General features: G+C 70.7%; 17 protein-coding genes and 1 riboswitch. Of the genes, 8 read left to right on the plus strand and 9 right to left on the minus strand.

The features are described from left to right. Positions 1-23 precede the first annotated feature (23 nt). Both GPZ80_RS21135 and GPZ80_RS21140 read left to right on the plus strand, forming a co-directional pair. Positions 24-968, plus strand: coding sequence for an SPFH domain-containing protein (locus GPZ80_RS21135; RefSeq protein ID WP_187222658.1), 945 nt, complete (start codon positions 24-26; stop codon positions 966-968). After that, a complete protein-coding gene (locus GPZ80_RS21140) occupies positions 968-1,168 on the plus strand; it encodes a type II toxin-antitoxin system antitoxin (RefSeq protein WP_187222660.1) in 201 nt (66 codons plus the stop codon). Before GPZ80_RS21135 ends, GPZ80_RS21140 begins: the two co-directional genes overlap by 1 nt. On the opposite strand, the gene mscL is transcribed toward GPZ80_RS21140, so the two are convergent. Further along, positions 1,169-1,624: a large conductance mechanosensitive channel protein MscL gene (gene mscL / locus GPZ80_RS21145; protein WP_187222662.1), complete on the minus strand. Its 456-nt coding sequence runs from the start codon at positions 1,622-1,624 to the stop codon at positions 1,169-1,171. A 215-nt stretch (positions 1,625-1,839) separates the two neighbouring features. Between mscL and rpsT the strand changes: the two genes are divergently transcribed. Both rpsT and GPZ80_RS21155 read left to right on the plus strand, forming a co-directional pair. Then, entirely contained in the window at positions 1,840-2,103 is a 264-nt protein-coding gene (gene rpsT / locus GPZ80_RS21150) for a 30S ribosomal protein S20 (RefSeq protein ID WP_187222664.1), read from the plus strand. A gap of 111 nt (positions 2,104-2,214) precedes the next feature. Then, positions 2,215-2,733, plus strand: coding sequence for an acyl-CoA thioesterase (locus tag GPZ80_RS21155; protein WP_222719629.1), 519 nt, complete (start codon positions 2,215-2,217; stop codon positions 2,731-2,733). A gap of 206 nt (positions 2,734-2,939) precedes the next feature. Here GPZ80_RS21155 and holA read toward each other — a convergent pair whose 3' ends face one another. Next, complete coding sequence (holA, locus tag GPZ80_RS21160; RefSeq protein WP_187222666.1) at positions 2,940-3,917, minus strand: DNA polymerase III subunit delta; 978 nt, start codon at positions 3,915-3,917, stop codon at positions 2,940-2,942. Positions 3,918-4,035: 118 nt separating this feature from the next. Then, positions 4,036-4,164: riboswitch (SAM riboswitch) on the plus strand. 11 nt (positions 4,165-4,175) lie between these two features. Between holA and thrC the strand changes: the two genes are divergently transcribed. Continuing rightward, on the plus strand, positions 4,176-5,441 hold the full coding sequence (gene thrC, locus GPZ80_RS21165; protein WP_187222668.1) for a threonine synthase: 1,266 nt from the start codon (positions 4,176-4,178) through the stop codon (positions 5,439-5,441). A 207-nt stretch (positions 5,442-5,648) separates the two neighbouring features. Here thrC and GPZ80_RS21170 read toward each other — a convergent pair whose 3' ends face one another. From GPZ80_RS21170 to nadD, 7 genes are all read right to left on the minus strand, one after another. Next, entirely contained in the window at positions 5,649-8,066 is a 2,418-nt protein-coding gene (locus GPZ80_RS21170) for a ComEC/Rec2 family competence protein (protein ID WP_187222670.1), read from the minus strand. A 14-nt stretch (positions 8,067-8,080) separates the two neighbouring features. After that, positions 8,081-8,956 carry a ComEA family DNA-binding protein gene (locus GPZ80_RS32875; protein ID WP_246477311.1) on the minus strand — a complete coding sequence of 292 codons (876 nt, stop codon included), beginning with the start codon at positions 8,954-8,956 and terminating at the stop codon, positions 8,081-8,083. Positions 8,957-9,088: 132 nt separating this feature from the next. Further along, complete coding sequence (locus GPZ80_RS21180) at positions 9,089-9,937, minus strand: DegV family protein (RefSeq protein WP_187222672.1); 849 nt, start codon at positions 9,935-9,937, stop codon at positions 9,089-9,091. A 78-nt stretch (positions 9,938-10,015) separates the two neighbouring features. Then, complete coding sequence (octT, locus tag GPZ80_RS21185; RefSeq protein WP_187222674.1) at positions 10,016-10,738, minus strand: diglucosylglycerate octanoyltransferase; 723 nt, start codon at positions 10,736-10,738, stop codon at positions 10,016-10,018. 4 nt (positions 10,739-10,742) lie between these two features. Continuing rightward, positions 10,743-11,357, minus strand: a complete 615-nt coding sequence (locus GPZ80_RS21190; protein WP_187222676.1) for a histidine phosphatase family protein — start codon at positions 11,355-11,357, stop codon at positions 10,743-10,745. Then, positions 11,354-11,740, minus strand: a complete 387-nt coding sequence (gene rsfS, locus GPZ80_RS21195) for a ribosome silencing factor (RefSeq protein ID WP_187222678.1) — start codon at positions 11,738-11,740, stop codon at positions 11,354-11,356. Before rsfS ends, GPZ80_RS21190 begins: the two co-directional genes overlap by 4 nt. A 56-nt stretch (positions 11,741-11,796) precedes the next feature. Continuing rightward, positions 11,797-12,387 carry a nicotinate-nucleotide adenylyltransferase gene (gene nadD / locus GPZ80_RS21200; RefSeq protein ID WP_187222680.1) on the minus strand — a complete coding sequence of 197 codons (591 nt, stop codon included), beginning with the start codon at positions 12,385-12,387 and terminating at the stop codon, positions 11,797-11,799. Between the two features lie 250 nt (positions 12,388-12,637). On the opposite strand from nadD, the gene GPZ80_RS21205 reads away from it, so the two are divergent. From GPZ80_RS21205 to GPZ80_RS21215, 3 genes are read left to right on the plus strand one after another with little or no spacing between them, the layout of a single operon-like run. Next, positions 12,638-13,321, plus strand: a complete 684-nt coding sequence (locus tag GPZ80_RS21205) for a nitroreductase family protein (RefSeq protein ID WP_187222682.1) — start codon at positions 12,638-12,640, stop codon at positions 13,319-13,321. A 43-nt stretch (positions 13,322-13,364) separates the two neighbouring features. Next, positions 13,365-14,114 carry a cytochrome P450 family protein gene (locus GPZ80_RS21210; RefSeq protein ID WP_187222684.1) on the plus strand — a complete coding sequence of 250 codons (750 nt, stop codon included), beginning with the start codon at positions 13,365-13,367 and terminating at the stop codon, positions 14,112-14,114. Continuing rightward, on the plus strand, positions 14,111-14,851 hold the full coding sequence (locus GPZ80_RS21215) for an isocitrate lyase/PEP mutase family protein (RefSeq protein WP_187222686.1): 741 nt from the start codon (positions 14,111-14,113) through the stop codon (positions 14,849-14,851). Before GPZ80_RS21210 ends, GPZ80_RS21215 begins: the two co-directional genes overlap by 4 nt. Positions 14,852-14,863: the final 12 nt, after the last annotated feature.

The following is a 14,863-nucleotide window of genomic DNA, read 5'->3' on the forward strand; positions in this document are numbered from 1 at the left end:
ATAGATATCCAGGGGAGGACGCTATGACCACACCACAGGACTTCGAACGCCCAGTGCTGCCGTCGCCGCGAGTGCGCGAGAAGGAGGCGTTCGGCGCGGCGGGGCTGCCGCTGGCGGGCGCGGCGTTCGTGCTGGCGGTCGCCGGGCTGGGACTGATCGGCGTCGGCATCGGGGGGCTCGCCGACAGCGTGAACATCAGCACGCCGGTGGCGGCGGGGGCGATCGTCCTGGGCGTCGTCGCGGTCATCGCGGCCGGGCTCGCGGGGGGCGGGCTCACGATGGTGGCGCCCAACGAGGCCCGGGTCCTGCAGTTCCTCGGCCGCTACACGGGCACGGTGCGGCTCGACGGCCTGCGCTGGGTGAACCCGTTCACCACCCGACGCAAGGTGTCGACGCGGATCCGCAACCACGAGACCGCGGTCATGAAGGTCAACGACGCCGACGGCAACCCGATCGAGATCGCCGCGGTGGTGGTCTGGAAGGTCGAGGACACCGCCCGCGCGGTGTTCGAGGTCGACGACTTCATCGCCTTCGTCGCCATCCAGACCGAGACCGCGGTCCGGCACATCGCCAACACGTTCCCGTATGACGTCCACGGCGAAGACGCGATGTCGCTGCGGGACAACGCCGACGAGATCACCCGGCGGCTCTCCGCGGAGATCGCCGCCCGGGTCGAGGCGGCCGGGGTGCTGGTCATCGAGTCGCGCATCACGCACCTGGCGTACGCGCCGGAGATCGCGCAGGCGATGCTGCGCAGGCAGCAGGCGGGCGCGGTGGTCGCGGCCCGCACCCGGATCGTCGAGGGAGCGGTCGGCATGGTGGAGATGGCGTTGGCCCGGCTCGCCGAGAACGACGTGGTCGACCTCGACGAGGAGCGCAAGGCGGCGATGGTGAGCAATCTGATGGTCGTGCTGTGCAGTGACCGCGAGGCCCAGCCCGTGGTGAACGCCGGGTCGCTCTACCACTGATGGCCGAGCGCAAGAAGGTCCTTCTGCGGTTGGACCCGGCCGTGCACGACGCGGTGGCCCGGTGGGCGAACGACGAGTTGCGCAGCACCAACGCGCAGATCGAGTTCATGCTCCGCCGGGCCCTCGCCGAGGCGGGGCGGCTGCCTGACGGGGCGGGCGGCCTCCCCCGGCGCGGCCGCCCGCCCAAGGACGCGGACTGACTACTCGGCGACCTTCGTCCGCGAGGCGATGAGCTCCGTATCCTCCTCGTCGAGCAGCGCGGGTTCGATGTCGGCGGTGCACCACTTGCACTTGAGCGCGTCGATCGGGACGAACTCCTTGCAGTAGGGGCACTCACGGCTGCCCTGCGCCCGGAAGTTGCCCAGGCCCGCCTTCTTCATGAGCTTGACCAGGCCGAACAGCACGAGGCCGAGCAGCAGGAAGTTCAACAGCTCGGTGAGGAACGCGCCGTATTTGAGCTCGGCGCCGTTGACGGTGAACATGAGGCTGCTGAAGTCGGGCTTGCCGAAGATCGCCGCGACCAGCTGCATCAGCACGTTGCCCGCGAGGCTCTCCACCAGGGCCGCGAACGCGGTGCCGATGATGAAGCCGAGCGCCAGGTCGAACATGTTCCCGCCGAGCGCGAACGCCTTGAATTCACTCCACAGGGCCTTCACGATCCGTCTCCTCTCGAATGCCTGGTGTTGGTCTGACATTTCGGGGGGCTGATCGTCATTCCGCAACCGGAAGAGCCGATGGGTGAGGCCAGGACCAGGCCTGTTAACCTTGCTCGACGCGCCGTACGGCACTCCGCCCTGGAGGAGACCTGCGTAAGCAGGGCCACATGAAGACAGCGGCGCGCAATCCGCGTTTTTGAATCGAGGAGTTACGCATGGCCAACATCAAGTCCCAGATGAAGCGCATCAAGACGAACGAGAAGGCGCGCCAGCGCAACAAGTCCGTCAAGTCCTCGGTCAAGACCGCGGTCCGCAAGTTCCGCGAGGCGACCGAAGCCGGCGACAAGGCCAAGGCCCTGGAGCTGCTGCAGGACGCCAGCCGCAAGCTCGACAAGGCCGCGGGCAAGGGCGTCATCCACGCCAACCAGGCCGCCAACAAGAAGTCGGCGATGGCCCTGGCGGTCAACAAGCTCGGCTGACCCAAGCCTTTCTCGACGGCGCCGTCCACCGCACTGGTGGGCGGCGCTGTCGGCGTTCCGGGGCTTGCCTCGCTGATGAGCGGCGCGGGCGTCTGGGGCACACTTCGCCCCATGGATCTGGACCCGAAGCCCACCTCCGCGGCCCGCACGTCGCTGTCGCACATCATGACGGCGCTGGACACGAACCTCCTGGGCACGGTGCACGGCGGCGTGATCATGAAGCTCGTCGACGACGTCGCGGGCGCGGTCGCCCAACGCCACTCCGGCGGCCCGGCGGTCACCGCCGCGATGGACGGCATGACGTTCCTGCACCCGGTCCGCGTCGGCGACCTGGTCCACGCCCACGCGCAGGTCAACTGGGCGGGACGGTCCTCCATGGAGGTGGGAGTGCGCGTCCTGGCCGAGCCGTGGGACCGCGCGGGCGTCGCACCCACCAGGGTGGCCACCGCCTACCTGGTCTTCGTCGCGGTGGACGGCGAGGGCAACCCCCGGGCGGTGCCCCCGGTGAAGCCGGAAACCCCGGAAGACGAACGCCGCGGGGTGGAGGCCGAGATCCGCCGCAATAACCGGTTGGCCCGCCGCGACGAAATCCTCGCCAGCCGAACCCCAAAGGCGCCGGTGACTGAGTAGCAAGCAGGCGCCAGCCAGCCGGATGGCCCGCACATAATCCGTATCGGCAACGACGCTCTCCCCTCCGCCGTCCGTGGGAAGTTCAGCGGCCCACTCGTGCCGATGAGCCTTCGCCAGCCGAAGGACCGCCCGCTCCAGGGCGTAATCCGCGCCGGGAGCGTCGTTGCTCCCCGCTCGCCAAGTCAAAGGAGCGGGAGTTCAGCCGCTCACTCGCGGCGGTGTGCCTTCGCGAGGCGGAGGACCGCCCGCTCCAGGGCGTAGTCCGCGTCGGCGGCAATGCCCTTCACGTCGGCGTTGACCTCGGCCACCACGCGCATCGCCTCTACCAGGCCCGTGGGTTTCCACCCGCGGCTCTGGGCCAGCGCCTTTTTGACCTTCCACGCGGGCATGCCCAACTCACCGGCCAACCGGAACGGATCCGCCCGGCCCGCGCCCGCCACCCGCGCGACTGTCCGGACGGCGTCGGCGAGGGCGTCGGCCACCAGGACGTGTGGGACTCCGAGGTGCATCGCCCACCGCAGGGCCTCGAGGGCGCCGGGAACATCGCCGGTCACGGCTTTCTCGGCCACCGCGAAACCGGTCACGTCCGCACGTCCGCGGTGGTACCGCCGAACCGCTTCCTCCGTCACGGCCCCCGCGGTGTCGGCCACCAGCTGCGCGGAGGCGGCGGCCAGTTCCCGCAGGTCCGAGCCCACCGAGTCCACCAGCGCCGCGACGGCGGCCGGGTCGGTCTTCCCTCCCGCCCGGCGGATCTCGTTGCGGACGAACGCCTCCCGCTCGGCGGGCTTGGTGATCTTGGCGCACTCGGTGACGACCGCTCCCGCCTTGCGCATCGCGGCGACGATGTCCTTGCCCGCCTTGCGCCCGCCGCCGTTGTGGACGACGACGAACACGATGCCGTCGGCCGGGTTCTTCACGTACGAGATGATCACGGCCGCGATGTCCTGGGTGGCTTCGTGCGCGGCCTCGACGACGATCACCCGGCCTTCGGCGAACAGGGACGGCGAGACCAGCTCGGCCAGCTCGGGGGATGTGAGTTCAGCCACGCGCACCCGGGTGAGGTCGGCCGAGGGGTCGGCGAGGCGAGCCGAGTCGAGTGCGGCGCGGATCGCGCGCTCGACCAGCAATTCCTCCTCCCCCAGCGCGAGTTGCAGAGGTGCCGGGGTGACCGCGGGCGAGTTCACGCTGGGAATCCTGCCATGTGTGGGTGACAACCGCGGGCGCGCAACCACTCTCGGATACTGGACGCTTGCTGGCACCTGCCGGACACGGTGCCGTAGCGTCGCCGGCATAACTGAATACCGCTCATCCAGAGGGGCAGAGGGATCGGCCCGAAGAAGCCCCGGCAACCGGCGTGAGCCATGTCTTCCCATGGGAGACGTGTGCGCGATCACGGTGCCAATTCCGACCCGCTTGCGGGATAGATGAGGAGATACCTCGCGATGACATCGGCACTCGACGCCCAGCGTCCCACCACCCTCGACCTCGGTTCCGCGCGCGCTCTGTCGTGTCGCGAGTGCGGCCACCAGATCCCGCTCGCCGCGGAATTCGCCTGTGCCGAGTGTTTCGGCCCGCTTGAGGTGTCCTACGAGTTCGGCAAGATCACTCGGGCGGACATCGAAGCGGGCCCCAAGTCCATCTGGCGCTACCGCGGACTGCTCCCCGTGCCCGCCGATGTCGACACCCACCCCAACACCGAGCCCGGCATGACCCGCCTGGTCAAGGCCGACCGCCTCGGCGCCGCGCTCGGCATCAAGAACCTCTGGGTCAAGGACGACACCGGCAACCCCACGCACTCCTTCAAGGACCGCGTGGTCGCCGTCGCCCTCGCCGCCGCCCGCCAGCTCGGCTTCTCCGTGCTCGCGTGCCCGTCGACCGGCAACCTGGCCAACGCCGTGGCCGCCGCCGCGGCCCGCGCGGGCTGGGACTCGGTCGTGCTGATCCCCTCCTCTCTCGAGCGCGCCAAGATCCTCACCACCGCCGTGTACGACGGCGCCCTGATCGCCGTCGACGGCAACTACGACGACGTCAACCGCCTGGCCACCGAACTGGCCGCCGAACACGAGGACTGGGCGTTCGTCAACGTCAACGTCCGCCCGTACTACGCCGAGGGTTCCAAGACCCTCGGCTACGAGGTCGCCGAGCAGCTCGGCTGGCGGCTCCCCGGGCAGGTCGTGATCCCGGTCGCCTCCGGCTCGCAGCTCACCAAGGTCGACAAGGCGTTCCGCGAGTTCGGCGAACTCGGCCTGGTCGAGGCCACCCCGTACCGCATCTTCGGCGCCCAGGCCACCGGCTGCTCGCCGGTGTCGACGGCCTACAAGGCGGGAAGCGACGTGATCCGCCCGGTCAAGCCGGACACCATCGCCCGCTCCCTCGCCATCGGCGCCCCCGCCGACGGCCCCTACGTCCTCGACTCCGTCCGCCGCACGAACGGCGCCGTGGAGGACGTGACCGACGAAGAGGTCGTCGAGGGCATCCGCCTGCTGGCCCGCACCGAGGGCATCTTCGCCGAGACCGCGGGCGGCGTGACCGTCGCGACCGCCAAGAAGCTCGTCGAGAACGGCAAACTCGACCCCGACGCGGAAACCGTCCTCCTCATCACCGGCGACGGCCTCAAGACCCTCGACGCCGTCGAGGACAAGATCGGCCCACTCGCCACAGTCCCACCCTCAGCCGCCGCCGTGCGCGAGGCCCTTTCCCGTAGGTGAAGCTGAGCCCTGGGGATCGGCGGCACTCGTCGATCCCCAGAGGCCGCGTGGGCGATTTCCTCATCCCGAATCGCAAGGCACCCAAACAGGCACCCGCCACCAGATTCGGCCAACCACCCCAAACACGCGTCCGCCACCAGTGGGCGAACGAGCCACACCAGGCACCGGAAGCCAGAGTCAGCGGCCCATGCGAAGCCCGTGAAGGCGTCAGCAAGCCGGCGGCCCACGGGCACCCCGCCGCCGAATTCCCGGCCCCGGCACAACCGCACTGTCACCATCACTGTCAGTCCGTGCGACCACAGTCCCCAGGTCCCGCAACGCATCCATGGTCCGCGGGCTCGGGTGCCCGTACCGGTTGCGCACCCCGACACTCACCAACGCGACCCGAGCCCCCACCGCCGCCAGGAATTCCGGCGAAGTCGTGCGGGAACCATGATGCGGTACCTTCACCACGTCAGCCGCGATGTCCACTTGGGACGAAATCAGGTCGACTTGGGCGGCCAGTTCAATATCGCCCGTCAGCAGGACTCGCCCGGCGGTCGTGGACGCGCGAAACACCAGTGAGCGGTTGTTGATGGCCGTACCGGTGGTCTCGTTGTCAGCTTTCCCGATTCTGTTGTGGGACAACACTTCGATCGTCAGCGAAGGCCAACTCAGGCGCTGACCCCCGGCCAAGTCGACCAGCGGCACCCCCGCCCGTTCGGCTTCGCGGCGGACTTGTCGCCATGCCCAGTCCGGGGTTCGACCCGGTCCGACGGCAATGGCGCCGACCGATCTTCCCGAGAGAACGCCCGCCAGGCCGCCGACATGGTCGGCGTGGAGGTGACTCAGGATCACGAGCGGCACCCGAGTGACCCCGAGCCGGTCGAGGCAGTCGTCCACCGGGCCCGCCTCCGGACCGGTGTCGACCACGACCGCGCGGTCGGACTCCCCCACCGCCAGCGCGAGGGCGTCTCCCTGGCCCACATCGCAGGCGACGGCCGCCCAGTCCGCAGGCGGCCAGGCGGGCACGAGGACGCGGACCGGGACCACCACGACCAGGACCCCCACTAGTGCCAGGGCCAGCACCGTCCGGCCGCGCCGGGAACGCCAGGCCACGGCGATCGCGATCACGACGACCACCAGCAGGGCGCCACCCCACCAGCCGGCAGGCCACGCCACCGCCGCGCCGGGGAAGTCCGCCGCGTGCCTGGCGACCGTGATCACCCAGTCCACTTCCGGGCCCGCCAGCCGGACACACCATTGCGCCGCCCACGGCCACACGGGCATCACCACCGCGGCCAGCACACCGAGCACCGTGGCGGGGGCGATCACCGGCGCGACCAGCAGGTTCGCCGCGACCGCGATCAGGCTGAGCTGACCGCTCATCCCCACCACCACCGGCGCCGTCACCACATGCGCGGCCGCGGGCACGGCAAGGGCTTCGGCCAGCCCGCGCGGGATCCGCCGCCGAGCCAGCGCGTCCGCCCAGCGTGGCGCCAGCAGCACCAAGGCGCCCGTGGCCAGCACCGACAGCACGAAGCCGAACGCCGTGGCCATGCCCGGGTCGACCGCGACCAGGACGATCACGGCGGTCCCGAGCGCGGGCAGCGCCGACCGGTCCCGGCCCAGCGCGAGGGCCAGCAGGCCGACCGCGCCCATGACACCCGCGCGCAGGACGCTCGGTTCCGGTCCGGCCAGGACCACGAACCCGACCAGCCCGAGCAGCGCGCCTGCCGCCGACCCGTACGGGCCCGCCCGCACCGCCCGCAGGAGGAACAGAATCGTCAGGCACACGATCGCCAGGTTCGCCCCGCTGACAGCGAGCAGGTGGGACAGCCCGGCCACCCGGAACTCGTCGACCACGGTCGGTGAGAGCCCGTCGGTGTCCCCGACGATGAGCGCGGGCAGCAAACCGGCGGCTTCCGCGTCGAGCACACCCGCGGCCTGCCGCAGCCCGGCCCGCAGCGAATCGGCGGTCTGCTGCCACCCGGGTGCGGCGCCCGCCGACGTCGGCGGACCACGCACCCGCAGGACCGCCACCGTCAGCTGACCGGACGCGGCGGGGGCGAGTGTTCCCCGGGCGGTGAGGGTCTGGCCCGGCAGCAGGTGTGACCACGGTTCGACCGGGGCCAGGAGCAGCACCTGCGCGTGACTGTCGATGCCCTCCACGGCGACGACCGTCGCGGGGATGACCACCGACCCGATTCCCGGCTGCATGCCGCCGAATCCCGCGGTCCGCACCGGCTTGGGGCGCTCCCGCACCTCGACCTGGAGCACGACGGCCTGACCCCGCGCGGCCAGTTCGCGCAAGGGATCCGTTGCGGCGTCGTGGATCTGTCCCGCGACCGGCCACAGGGCGAGCACCGCGCAGAACAACAATGGCCACGCCGCCAGGCGAACAGGCCACCCGTACGCCACCGACGCTCGCACCGGCGCCCCGCCATCGGGCGAGACCTGCGGCCTTGCTTTCGGGACCGCCCGAAGGACCACGATGGCCGCCAAGAGCATCACGCAGCCGACGACCACCGCGCAGACCCAGTGGACCAACAAGCCGAGCGCGGCACTCAGCCACAGTGCCAGCGCGGCGAGGATCAGCCTCCAGTCGTGTGTCGCGGGTGGACGGACGGGCGTCGGCGGCAGCATCTGATCGCTTCCCGCTACCTGACGGTGACGAGTTCGCGGAGGGACTCGTATTTGGCCGGACCGATTCCTTCCACCTCCCGAAGCTGGTCGATCTTGGCGAACCGGCCGTGTTTCGCGCGCCACTCGACGATGCGCTGGGCGGTGACCGACCCGACGCCGGGCAGGGTGTCGAGTTGGATGGGTGAGGCCGTGTTCAGGTCGACCGGTCCAGGTTGGTTCTGCTGGGCCGCGGCGGCGGGCGGGATCGGGACTCCGACATGGATCTGTTCGCCGTCGACCAGCCGGCGGGCGAGATTGAGCGCGGTCACATCGGTGCCCGGCAGCGTGCCGCCGCTGGCCCGCAGGGCGTCGGCGACACGCGACCCCTCCGGCAGGTTCAACAGCCCGGGCGCGACGACTTTGCCGACGACGTCGACCACCACTCCCGGCTTGGCCGGACTGCTCACGCGGTCGACGGCGGCGGCGACCGGAAGGTCCGGGGGCACCTCGGCCTTGGGGCTGCCCGAGAACGCGACGAACGCACTGATCACCCCGCCGACGAGCACGGCGGCGATCATCATGGCGATCGGGACGCGCCGGGGTGGGCGTTCGCCGGGACTGAAGTCGCGGATGGCGGGCCTGCGCCACCAAGGGGATCCGGCCGCACTGGTCCAGTGGGTGATCAGGCGGCCGAGTCTGCCCGAGCGCCACCACGATGGGTCCGCGCGGCGATGCCGGGGAGTGGGGTTCTCGGCGGGTTCCGGTTCGTCGGAGACGACGCGGTAGTCGGCCGCGGCGGGCTCTGGGCCCGCGGGTGTGTCCCATGGCCGGTCCGCGGCCGCGGTGAGGCGGTGCAGGACGTCGTCGATGTGGTCGGTGCGGGATGGCCGGGATTGCTTGGTGTCGAACATGGATTCGACGCTAGGGAGGCGGCCTCGGCTTCGGCAGCCCCCGCGGCTGAGCTGTGGGCACCGCACCGGAGGCTGTGGATGAACCGGTCGCCGCGGACCGAATCGTCGGGCTCGTGTGCGATGTTGGGTGGTTTACAGCCGACCGGGGCAGATCACGACACCGAGCACGCCGGGACCGGTGTGGGCGCCGATGACCGCGCCGAGTTCGGAGACCACGCACCCGGAGGACGAGCCGATTCGCTCGTCGAGGCGGGTGGCCAGTTCGGCGGCGCGGTCGGGTGTGGCGAGATGGTGGACGGCGAGCTGCACCGGCTGGTCCCCGGCGGCCTCGGCGGCGAGGTCGACAAGCCGGGCAAGGGCTCGGCTGGTCGTCCTGACCTTCTCCAGGGGGACGATCTGACCGTCGTGGACGTGCAGGATCGGCTTGACCGACAGCGCGGTCCCCAGCAGGGCCGCCGCGGCGCCGATCCGGCCGCCCCGGCGGAGGTAGTCGAGGGTCTCGACGAACATGAAGCTCTTCGTGTGCGCGGCGGCTTCGACGGCGGCGGCCTCGACCGCGGCTCCGTCCCCGCCTTCCGCGGCGACGGCGGCGGCGCGCAGGGCGGCGAAGCCCAGGCCCATCGCCGTGGTGCGGGAGTCGACGACGCGGATGCGGTCCGGGGCGACCTCCTCGGCGGCGAGGCGCGCGGATTCCCACGTCCCGGAGAGTTCGCTGGACAAGTGGACCGACAGCACGCCGTCCGCCCCTTCGTCGAGCAGCCTGCGGTATTCGGCGGCGAACTCGGCTGGGCTCGGTCTGGAGGTAGTGACGACGCGGTGTTCCTTGAGCGCGGCGGCGAGTTCGGCGGGCCCGATGTCGATGCCGTCGCGGCCTTCGCTGTCGTCGATGTGGACGAACAACGGCACCACGTGGACCGCGTGCCGGTCCGCGAAACCCTCAGGCAGGTAGGCGGTCGAGTCGGTGACAACGGCGAACGGCACGACACGGGAGCCTAATCGGACGGACCGCTCGAACCTACGACAACCGCTGCGCGGCGCTAGGCCGACTGGGCGAAAGGCTCAGTGCGAGTCCGGCTCGACCAGCGACGCGACGAGCGCACCCAGGGCCTTGCCCACGTCCGCGTGCCCGGACCAGCCCCAATGCATGCCGTCGGGGTTGCCGTGGCCGTCTAGCACGTGGGCGCCGACGAGCTCAGCGGAGTCCAGCACGCTCACCCCGGCATCCTCGGCCCACTGCCGCATCGCGCGAACCGCGGCCTCGCGACCGGTATGGACGAAACCGTAGGACGGCGCGCGGTGAAAACCCGGGAGTAGCGCGATCACCGGGATGTCCGGCCGCAGGGCCCGGATCGCCACGACGATCAGGTCGAGGTAGCGAACTGTCAGGGCGGGCGGAAGCGCTACCGGTCGTCCCCTGGTGAGCCGCGCGAGAATGGGCTGGGCGGCGCTGTACCCCTTGCGCACACCCCGGCGGAGACCGTCGGGGCGCAGGTAGCGGATCCCCTGACGCAAGTAGGTCGGCAGCGGCGAGGGCAGGGTGTCCATCCCGCCGACGGCGAGGACCAGTACGTCGGCCTTGGGCAGTTGCGCCCATACCCTCGGGTCGCCGGTAAGAGACCAGTAGGCGTCACGCGCGGTCCAGCCGAAGCCTGCGAAGAGTTCGGTGTGGCCACCCATGGCCGCGGCGGCCACATTGGGCCAGATGCGCGGGTCGTCGGCCGGATGGGGACCATCCGGGCCGTGGAAGCTCAGCGAGTCGCCGAACATCAGCACGGTGGGCATGGCGCTATCCGGTGATGCCCGCGTTGTACGCGATCAGGCGCCAGGACAGGCCGCTGGTCTCGCGGCGCGCGAGGACGGTCCAGTGGCAGTTGCTGATGCCGCCGAGTTGAGACCAGTTGGCCACCGGGAGGTCGAGCAACCTGCCGGTCAGCGCCGTGATCAGGCCACCGTGGGCGCACAGGACGGCCGTCTCCTCGGTGCCGGTGTCGAGTTCGGCGACGACCTCGGCCGCGCGGGCGGCCACCTCGACCCGGGTCTCACCACCGGGCGGGGTGACCGTCGCGTCGGTCTGCCAGCGCCCGCGCACGCCCGGCCAGCCGTCGTCGACCTCGACGCTGGTCTTGCCCTGCCAGAGGCCGAGGTTGGTCTCCCGGAGCCGCTTGTCGATCCGCAGCGGGATGCCCATGGCCTCGCTGAACACCGTGGCGGTGTCGGTGGCGCGACGCAGGTCGGAGGCAACGATGATGTCCGGGGAGAACCGGGCCAGCGCGGGCACCGCGAATCGGGCCTGGTTCCACCCGACCTCGGTCAGATATGAGTCGAGATGGCCTTGCATCCGGCCGGAGGCGTTGTAATCGGTCTCTCCGTGCCGCCAGAGCACGAGAGTCCGCAGACTCACGTGTCCCCGTCCTCGTCGGCGGGTGGGGCCGCGTCGAATTCGATCCGCGGGCAGTCTTTCCACAGCCCCTCGAGACCGTAGAAGACCCGCTCCTCGGTGTGCTGGACGTGCACGACGACGTCGACGAAGTCGAGCAGCACCCAGCGGCCCTCGCGGGCGCCCTCGCGGCGGACGGGCTTGGTGCCCGCCTCGCGCATCTTCTCCTCGATGTTCTCGACGATCGCGCCGACCTGGCGTTCGTTCGCCGCGGAGGCGATCACGAAGCAGTCGGTGATGACGAGCTGGTCGGACACGTCCAGCACGATCACGTCGCTGGCCTTCTTGTCCGCGGCCGCGGTGGCCGCGACCAGTGCCAACTCGCGTGCGGCGTGCGTGGCTGTCACGTTTCTCCCTCAAGTGATAACGGGTACTACAACCCGTCGAGGGTACCTGGAGCCGCTCAGGCCCCCGCGACGTAGAGGTGGCGTTTCGAGATGTACTGCACTACCCCGTCGGGCACGAGGTACCAGACCGGCTCGCCGTCGGCCACACGCGTGCGGCAGTCGGTCGACGAGATCGCCATGGCCGGGACTTCGATGAGGCTGACCGAGCCGGACGGCAGGTGGGTGTCCTCAAGGTGGTAGCCGGGTCGCGTGACCCCCACGAAGTGCGCGAGCCGGAACAGCTCGTCCGCGTCACGCCACGACAGGATCTGCTGCATGGCGTCGGCGCCGGTGATGAAGAACAGCTCGTCGTCGGGGTATTTCGCGCGCAGGTCGCGCAGGGTGTCGACGGTGTAGGTCACGCCCGCGCGGTCTATGTCCACGCGGCTGACCGAGAACCGGGGATTGGACGCGGTGGCGACGACCGTCATCAGATAGCGGTCTTCGGCGGCGCTGACCTCGCGGTCGCTCTTCTGCCACGGGTGGCCGGTCGGCACGAAAATCACTTCGTCCAGGTCGAACCGGGACTGGACTTCGCTGGCCGCGACCAAGTGGCCGTGGTGGATGGGATCGAACGTCCCGCCCATGATCCCGATTCGCCGCGACATAGCTGATCAGCGTACGGACAGGTATCGGGAAAGTCCTGAGATGTGTGGGCGGCGTCTCGCGAGGGGGGGGTCGTGAGACGCCGCCGCACAACTGTGGGGACCGGCGGGGCTGGGGGTCTCCCACCGACGCGGCCCGCTCCCCTGCGGCGGCCGCGCACTGGTGAAACGCGCACCGGGCCGAGCCATGACGCGGTTTAGATGACCTTTCCGGTATGACCGCCGACACGGCCGGGCAGGCAGACTCAGGGCCATGGCTTGGGCTCCGATTCACGATTTCCCGTACACCCCCGTCCCCTACCGGCCGGAGCGGACCAGTGCCGATGAAGCGCTGCGCACGGCCGCGTCCATGCGCGAGAAGATGCAGACGCGGCGGACTGTGCGGGCGTTCTCCTCCGACCCCGTCCCGGAGCAGGTGATCATCGACGCGATCGCGGTCGCCGCGACCGCGCCGTCGGGCGCCCACCAGCAGCCGTGGACGTTCGTCGTGGTCACCGACCCTGAGGTCCGCGCGCGGATCCGCGAGGCGGCCGAGGAGGAGGAACGGATCTCGTATGACGGCAGGCTCGGCGACGAGTGGCTCTCGGCCCTGCGTCCGCTGGGCACCGACGAGCACAAGCCGCACCTGACCGACGCGCCCTACCTGATCGTGGTGTTCGAGCAGCGGTACTACCTCGACGGCGACAAGCAGCACAAGCACTACTACGTCGACGAGTCGGTGGGCATCGCCGTGGGCATGCTGCTGACGGCCCTGCACCTGTCCGGCCTCGCGGCGCTGACACACACACCGAGCCCGATGAAGTTCCTCTCCGAGGTGTTGAACAGGCCGCGCAACGAGAAGGCGTTCGCGGTGATCCCGGTCGGCTACCCGGCCGCGGACGCGGTCGTCCCCGACCTGGTGCGCAAGGACCTCGACCAGGTGATGGTCCGCGTCTGACTGTTCGGCGTGCGCCGAACGGATGTCGCCCTAGCGTGGCGGCATGCGGAAATCCACGGACGGGACCTGGCTGGTCGACCGGCCCGCTGATGCGGCGGTCGCGCTCGACGCGCTGAGCGTCGCGGGGCCGAGCGGGCTGGTCGGCCGGATGCCACGGTTTTCCGACGGCGCCCGCCACGCGCGGGGGCGCGCCCAGGTCGAAGCCGTGCTGCCTGAGGTGTCGGGTCTGAGATCGGCCGCCGCGGCACGGACAGGGACCCCGCGTGGGGAGTTCGATCTCATGCCGATCGCCCTCGACGTGCCGGTCGCGGTGCTGGCCGCCGCGCTGGGCGTCGAAGAGGTCGCCGCGGCCGTGCGGCTGACCCGCGAACTGTGCGAGTCGCGGTCCGACGAGGCGTACCTCCCGTTGGCGGCGCTGCTCCCCGACCCGGCCGCTGTCAGCGTGCTGTTTCAAGCCCACGACGCGACAGCGGCGCTCATCGCCGCGGCGGTGCTGGAGGGCGGCGTCGAGCAGGCCGTGCGCAGCGCGCCCGTGCACCGCACGCAGCGCCGTACGGTCGCGAACACGGCTATCGGCGGTGTAGTCCTGCCCCCCGGTAGCGCGCTGTGGGTGTCGCTCGCGGAGACCGGCACGTTCGGTGCGGGCCGCCACGCCTGCCCTGGTTCCGCGTTGGCCACCACACTGGCTCAGGGAGTGCTGGACGCGCTCGGCGAGGTCGGCGTCGTGGATGTCGAATACGAACCTCGGCCGAACCTGCGCCTGCCCGCCCGACTGATCGTGAGGACCCGATGACCTTCGCCGACCTGCACCGCGGCCCTCGGCCGCTCATCCTCCCGAACGCCTGGGATGTCGCCTCCGGGCTGCTGCTGGCCGACGCGGGCTTCGCCGCGATCGGCACGACGAGCCTCGGAGTGACCGCGGCGGCGGGCCTGCCGGACGGCACGAACACCAGCCCCGACCTGACGATGGGGTTGGCCCGGGCCCTGGTCGGCAGGTTGACCGTCCCGCTGACCGTCGACCTCGAAGGCGGCTACTCCGAGGACCCGGACGCGGTCGCGGCACTGGCGGCGGAGCTGGCCGACCTCGGCGTGGCCGGGATCAACCTCGAAGACGGCACGCGACCCGTGGAAGTGCACGCCTCGATCGTCCGCGCGGTCGCGGACGCCGCACCGGACCTGTTCATCAACGCGCGGACCGACACATACTGGCTTGACATCGGGCGGCGGGACGAGACGATCCCCCGCTTGCTCGCGTACCGGGACGCGGGCGCCTCCGGCGTGTTCGTGCCCGGCCTGTCCGATTCGGGCGAGATCGCGACGGTGGCCGAGCGGGTCGGGCTTCCGCTGAACGTCCTGTGGCAGCCCGGCCTGGAGACAACACCGGGTGTCGCGCGAATCAGCACCGGGTCGGCGCTCTACCGGCACGCCTTGGCCGCGGCGCTGGCGGTCGCCGACTGCGCTCGGACGGGCGAGACTCCGGCGACGACAGCCGTGGGCTATCCACAGCTCCAGGACAGGCTGGGGAGCTGAGTTCGGTTCTGT

The sequence above is a fragment of the Actinokineospora xionganensis genome (assembly GCF_014323725.1).
GTDB lineage: Bacteria > Actinomycetota > Actinomycetes > Mycobacteriales > Pseudonocardiaceae > Actinokineospora > Actinokineospora xionganensis.